Below are 6,099 nucleotides of genomic sequence, written 5' to 3'. Positions count from 1 at the left end.
CGGTTCGTTTGTAGTACTCCGACAGTTTTTCCATGGTTGGTATGGTCATCGAAATATTTTGCGTTAAATGACTTTGCATGATTAGGTGAATGCACTGTTTTTCCCGACGAACATCGTCCACTCTTGAAAAGTGAAACGCGCCTTCGAGAAACTCAATTACACCTTTGTCGAACTCATCTACAGCGATGAAATACTCCGCTCGATGGTAATAATATTCAGCCAGTTGTGAAATCATGATGGGATTATTGTCGCTGATCTGCTGTAGGTTAATTGGGTAAGAAAGAAAATTTTCAATTTCATCTAGTCTGTGTTCCTTTAAATAAAGAATCATTAAGTGATTCAAAGCCTGTAAGGCTATATTTTGATCACACGTTTTTAACAAAGATGTAAACTGGTCTACAGCTCTGTCAATCATACCCTTCTTGGCATCAAGCATTGCGTTCATCAGTTGGGTATTTTCTTTGATGTAAGGAGCATCATGCTGTGAATAAAGGTGAGTGTAATATTCGGACTTATCATATTCCCCAATGCGAAAGTATGCCCCCCGCAATATACCGAGAGCATATATGTAGTACTCATTGTCTGAACTTGCTTCCTCAATAATAGGAAGGAGAAGATCAATGCTCTGTGGGTACAAAAATAAATTATACGCATGAATTCCTAGCTTGTAATAGAGCATGATGCGGTCTTCCAAACTTAAAAAATGTGCGTACATCACGATATGCTTACCACTGTCGTATACATCTCGCATCCGGGAAAAGTCATCACGTTCAATAAGGTATACCTGGAGTAAGCCTCTTGCTAGAAACGGCATCATGCCGTGATCACGGGAGTAATCAACGATTAATTGATACAAGGCTAATCGAATTTCCTTACGTTCCACGCTGGCTGTGAAGCCATATAGGCGTTCGACTAAGGAGTGACTATCGTCGCTGTGCGATTCCAGAAATTTGGCTCCTACTTTTCGTGCAAGCTCGGCAGAGCCTGAATACTGGATGACATCCTGCAACACAAGCAGCAGAATATCTGCTCTTCTATCAATGGCAATATACAGTTCGACAACAGCATCCAATGGTATGTCTAACGCTTCGACAAGCGGGCGGAGTGTCGAATATTCCGGTCTTTTGACATCTTCGTTCTCAATTTTGGAGATTGTGCCTTTTTGGATCCCGGATGATTCCGATAATTGTGCCTGAGTCATACCGCTATTGCGCCTGTAGCTCTGTATTAATTCGCCGATGGACAATATCTGTTCCATCCCATAAGCACCTACTCTCATCCTTAGTTATTATTTCCTATATTTTACCATGTAGTTTATCAAATGGGAATGTCCTACTTCAAAAAACATTTCGTGTTAATCTCCTATAATTCAACAATATTTTACAAATAGCGATTCAGATGTCATGAACGATTCAAAGTAAAACGGCTAATATTTGGTAGACGTTGCATATAAGCGAGTTGTTCTTACAGAGGTGGATCAATGTGCATTCCTGACGGCAATGTACGAGCATCTTCTCCGTGGAGAAGAAGGATAGCTATGTCGAGTTGACGCTAGCGGGTACCCTCTGTCGAACGGTATCAGGTGGAGCCGTCCTGGTATTAATCACGGTTCATGAACTCATCTTCAAACTCATCATTTTTTAGTAGACAGAATTATGAAATTAATCTTTTCCCTATTAAATAAGCACCAGATAATACCGATTAGATCTATTATGCCAAATATAGGTATTGCAGGAGATCTATGATAATCTTCGTAGCGCGTTGGAGGGATTCAGCATGCAAGACAAGGTGATGACGTTCGGTGATATCTATGTGGCGCCGTTTGAATTCACGAATTTGCAATCGTTGAAGGTTGTCAAGCAGTTCAATGAGCATGTTCATCTGAAGATAACGGGCATCATTCCCGAGGAAAAGAAGGACAGCTATGCAGAGTTATCAGATGGACACGGTCAGATGCGAGTATCACTTAATAATGAGTCAGGTGAGCCGAAATATTGGTTCCGGGGTGTTGTTACTCAAGTAAGCCTCAAGTCTGTGCGCGGCATTTATTACTTGACGGCTCATGCCGTATCCCATAGCTATCTGCTCGATATAGAGAAGAAGAAGCGTTCGTTCCAGAATCCGAACATGTCGTACGCGGGGCTCGTTCGTTCGGTATTGTCTGATTATGCGGGCTCGGACTTTATCCATTGTGCTTCCGAGGACGAGGTACTGGATACGCTTGCGATGCAGTATGAGGAGACGGATTGGCAGTTTCTAAAGCGAATGGCTTCGCCATTCTTTGTTATGTGATGCGGACTTCCGTGACTGCGACATGAGAGGTGTTGACTTGTCTTACACGAATGGACAAGGGATGGCAAGCGGGGTGAACCGTCAGCCAGGCTTGCTCGGGGTGGCTAATATGGAAGGGGCCGACTTCACGCATGCTCGTCTGTATGGAGCTGATTTTACAGGGGCAAGGCCGGGGGATGCCGTTTTTTTGCAGAAGGACCGGGAGTGCTATCGCTTCAGTGAGGAGCAGGCGGCAAGATGCGTGATTACTATGTGCTGCTGGCAGATGAACGGATTGATCGCAAGGTTGAGCCAGTGTCGCAGGAGTTGCAGGGCAAAGACTTCGAGAAGCTCATTGCGATAACGGTGGCAGATGCGAAGGAGTACACGGGCAGACAGGGCGAATATGTGGATTGGCTGGAGTATCCATTGCGGATGGCATCGGAGCGGATGAAAGTTATTCTGGAGCGCTATCATCTGGGACTGCGTGCGAAGCGTGTTGACCTCATCGATCGGAAGCGGGGCGAGCAGCACATGTATTGGGCGATGCACATTCCGGAGCTGGATTGCCTATCGCCGGAGAGCGAATTCCATCCGAATCGGCAGTTGAAAAAGCTGGTGCTGGATAAGGAGCGTGTGAAGCATCATCATCTGTTCACAGTTGCCGGTATTCGGGAGCCTTATGTGATCGTCAGCTTGGAGGCAGCAGAGAGCTTGCTGCGCAGAGGGCTGAGCGGATTCGTGCTGCGCAAGGTCGAACTGGCGGAGGGGGCGGCAAGATGACGGAGTTCTGGGATGAACGTTTTCTCATGGTGCACAATCAATTGGACGTTCGCCAGCAGTTGGTGGAAGCGGAAGAGCGAGCTGCGATGATGATACCGGACGATTGGGACGCCGCGGTGCAGCGCGGCGTGATTGAATATGAGGGACATCGTATAGAGCTTGAAGATAAAGAGCTGCTCAATGGGCGAGCAGGCATTTGCTTGCCGCGTTCCATGCAGTTTATACCAAAAGGAATACGTCTGCGGGAACAGCAGGCAAACGAACATGAGCAAGACGTATATACCGATGAGGCTAGTTCTGCGATGTTCGGCGTATGTCTGATGAACCATACTGTGCGGACAGAGGATATGGCCACGCTGCAGAGGGAGATGGCGGTGCAGGCGAAGAAGCTGCGGGCAGATGTGCAGTTGGTACAGGCGGAGATGATGGCATGCAGTGCAGGAAGACGGCTTGTATAGTCAGATTGTAGACGAGATCGTCTCGCCGTATTATGGCGGGGACTTTATTGATACTGCCTTCGGCAAACGCAAGCAAGGCAAGTTCATCATGCAGTACGACGAGCCGGATTGGGCATTCTTGAAGCGGCTGGCGTCACATGTTGGTGCGCTGCTTGCTCCGGATGTGGCTTCTCATACGGTTCGCTTGTGGACGGGGCTGCCGAATGGCCGCATGCCATTCATGCTGGATGAGAATTTGCCGTATGAGGTTCATTGGGTGAACACCTTATGTGGAGGGATAGCTGGAAGCATAACAGGAGGCATGGGTAATTCAGGCAGTGAGTTAGAGAACATTAACAGTTTCAACCGTGCAACGAGTTCAGCAAGTATCTGGGAGCGTGCGGCGGAACATTCGGCAAATGCTTGGCTCGGTGCAGTAGAAGAGAACGGAATCGCAGGTGTGAGAACGACCTGTGTCAGTGCGTACTCATTTGCTACATATGAATTCGAGCATGCCGGACTGTTGCAGCTCGGGGATGAAGTGCTGCTTGCAGGGAGGCGGCTGAGCGTTATCCAGCGTACAGGCACAATGTGGCAGGGGCTGCTTCGTTGGACTTATGTATGCGCAGTGCGGGAAGAAGTGAAGTGCAAGCGAATCGACAATGCCGCGATTATCGGGGCTTCAATAGACGGCCGAATTATTCTGGTGAGCCGCAATCAGGTGAAGCTGCATCTGGATATGGACGGGCAGCAGGATGCGAGCAAGGCGCAGTGGTTCCCGTATGCGGCGGAGGGCAATCAGATTCTGTACCTGATGCCGGAGTTGGGGGCGCGGGTGAAGCTGTATTTTCCAAGTTGTGAAGAAGATGATGCGATGGTCATTCATTCGGTACGGATGCAGCCGCAGGGCGATTATGCTGTGAAGAGCGAGCAGAAGATGATGGATCCGGGCGTGAAGTCATTCGGCAATCCGCAAGGCAAGGAGTTCACGCTTGGGGATAAGGAATTGATGATGACGGCACAAGAGGGAACGCTGTACATCTCGATGAATACGTATACGGGTGTGAATCTGCATAGCAGCAGTCAGATACGAATTCAGGCAGCGGGCAGTATGAATCTGACGGGGAAGGAGGTTCATCTGTACGGTGCGGACGGGTTGTCGATTACGACACCTTCAGATACGATTGAGCTAGGCGAAGACGTGAGCATGAGCAGCGAGAAGATCGAGCTGAATGCCGAGAAGCGGCAGCAATTTCCGCAGATGATGAGCGCATTCGAGCAGGAGCTGGCGCGGGATGGGGAGCAGGCTGTCCGAACTCGCAGGATAGAAGCCAATCATGCAGCACAGGTGACATCTCAATTTCAAGCCTATGCCGATGAAGCACTAGGAATATGGAATACTGCTGTTGACGTTGGAGATGCTGTACTCAGCAATGCGTTGTCCAGAGAGTTCGATAGTCGGTTGATTCCCATGGACTCAGATAGAGACGATCCAGACTCCGGTGCAATTGCAAGCGTAATGAGCGATGCGTTGGTTCGTGGGGCATATCAGACTGCTACAGGAGAGTCCATTGGACCGTTAGAAGAGCGGAATGACTTGGTGAAGGGTTTTCAACAAGGGCAAGCCTATATAGACGATATACGGTCGGGGAAGAAAACGGCGTATGACCCTATGGGGGATGGGGAAATCGGTTAAAGGTGTGGAGGCGCTGGGCGACGCAGGAGAAGCTGCGGGGATTTCCCGGAAACTGCCGGACGGAGAAGGTCGCAAAGGAACGGTGCTCCATCTTCCTGGTTCTGACCATGTGAGCAAGAATGGACTGCCGAAGGATGGCAGGGCGAAGACGCATGCGAAGAGCCTTGGGGAAAAGGTCGACAATCTGGAAGCCGAAATTGCCAATCTGCTCGGGAGAATGCCGAAATCGTTGGCGGAGCGAATGTCGTATGTACGGCATGCAGGCAGGGACGAATCAGAGGATCCCCGTCCTTCTCAAAAATAAAAATCCCCCTATGTAAGTATAAGCGGATGGGTCTGGGGAAAGGGCGGCGGTTCAGGGCATCGGATAGAGGGGATGGGTAATGCCTTTAATAAAAGTGATCCATTAAGCGACATAGTAAGTGATGCTGAGAAAATGCAAATACCCTATGCTCACTTGGTAAACGTTGATGGATTTAAAAGAGGCGGTAGGACCAGATATATATCTGGTGGGCATAATATGGAGAGTTTCTATAATGCCTTAGAAGAAGACGCGAGTAAGTTGGATTGAATGTTAAAAAATACATCAGATCCTATTTGAATGAAGTTGATTTTTATATCGAGAATGCCTTATCGTGTAAGTAGAGGATGGAAAATGATTGCATCTGACTATTTCTTGCTAATTTTATGAAGCTGATGTGAAAATATTCCGTTTATTCTTCGGTGCGAATGTATAGTGCACATGAATTCCCTGGGGGATTCGCACCAAAATAATTACAATATATGTAATTATTTTGGTGCTATCAATTAAGGGTTTATCATCTTGTGATTGAAAAAATCATTTTTATGAGCTAACCGATCTTATTGGTCTGGAATTTTGAGTTTGTTGATCAAAATTCGCTGTCGCATCCT

The 6,099-nt window shown here is 47.9% G+C and carries 7 protein-coding genes; 6 read left to right on the top strand and 1 reads right to left on the bottom strand.

What is annotated here, in order from left to right:
* Positions 1-1,258 (bottom strand): helix-turn-helix domain-containing protein (locus BBG47_RS26895; protein WP_083189633.1); only part of this gene is annotated, 1,258 nt, incomplete at its 3' end.
* Between the two features lie 518 nt (positions 1,259-1,776).
* Between BBG47_RS26895 and BBG47_RS26890 the strand changes: the two genes are divergently transcribed.
* From BBG47_RS26890 to BBG47_RS26870, 6 genes are read left to right on the top strand one after another with little or no spacing between them, the layout of a single operon-like run.
* Positions 1,777-2,292 carry a contractile injection system protein, VgrG/Pvc8 family gene (locus tag BBG47_RS26890; protein WP_065294303.1) on the top strand — a complete coding sequence of 172 codons (516 nt, stop codon included), beginning with the start codon at positions 1,777-1,779 and terminating at the stop codon, positions 2,290-2,292.
* Positions 2,282-2,635, top strand: coding sequence for a pentapeptide repeat-containing protein (locus tag BBG47_RS31320; protein WP_083189632.1), 354 nt, complete (start codon positions 2,282-2,284; stop codon positions 2,633-2,635). The genes BBG47_RS26890 and BBG47_RS31320 overlap by 11 nt, the downstream gene beginning before the upstream one ends.
* Positions 2,530-3,054 carry an imm11 family protein gene (locus BBG47_RS26885; protein WP_065294302.1) on the top strand — a complete coding sequence of 175 codons (525 nt, stop codon included), beginning with the start codon at positions 2,530-2,532 and terminating at the stop codon, positions 3,052-3,054. The genes BBG47_RS31320 and BBG47_RS26885 overlap by 106 nt, the downstream gene beginning before the upstream one ends.
* Positions 3,051-3,512, top strand: a complete 462-nt coding sequence (locus BBG47_RS26880) for a hypothetical protein (protein WP_065294301.1) — start codon at positions 3,051-3,053, stop codon at positions 3,510-3,512. Before BBG47_RS26885 ends, BBG47_RS26880 begins: the two co-directional genes overlap by 4 nt.
* Positions 3,505-5,187, top strand: a complete 1,683-nt coding sequence (locus tag BBG47_RS26875) for a hypothetical protein (protein WP_139070792.1) — start codon at positions 3,505-3,507, stop codon at positions 5,185-5,187. The genes BBG47_RS26880 and BBG47_RS26875 overlap by 8 nt, the downstream gene beginning before the upstream one ends.
* Positions 5,156-5,491, top strand: a complete 336-nt coding sequence (locus BBG47_RS26870; RefSeq protein WP_139070791.1) for a hypothetical protein — start codon at positions 5,156-5,158, stop codon at positions 5,489-5,491. Before BBG47_RS26875 ends, BBG47_RS26870 begins: the two co-directional genes overlap by 32 nt.
* Positions 5,492-6,099 lie beyond the last annotated feature (608 nt).

The organism is Paenibacillus sp. KS1 (assembly GCF_001680695.1).
GTDB lineage: Bacteria > Bacillota > Bacilli > Paenibacillales > Paenibacillaceae > Paenibacillus_B > Paenibacillus_B suaedae.
The sequence above is the reverse complement of the archived record's forward strand: the minus strand, read 5'-3'. Positions and strand labels throughout refer to the sequence as shown.

Coding starts and splice junctions, on each gene's coding strand:
- BBG47_RS26885 (WP_065294302.1), top strand. CDS start 2,530: ATGCGTGATTACTATGTGCTGCTGGCAGATGAACGGATTGATCGCAAG.
- BBG47_RS26870 (WP_139070791.1), top strand. CDS start 5,156: ATGACCCTATGGGGGATGGGGAAATCGGTTAAAGGTGTGGAGGCGCTG.
- BBG47_RS26880 (WP_065294301.1), top strand. CDS start 3,051: ATGACGGAGTTCTGGGATGAACGTTTTCTCATGGTGCACAATCAATTG.
- BBG47_RS26890 (WP_065294303.1), top strand. CDS start 1,777: ATGCAAGACAAGGTGATGACGTTCGGTGATATCTATGTGGCGCCGTTT.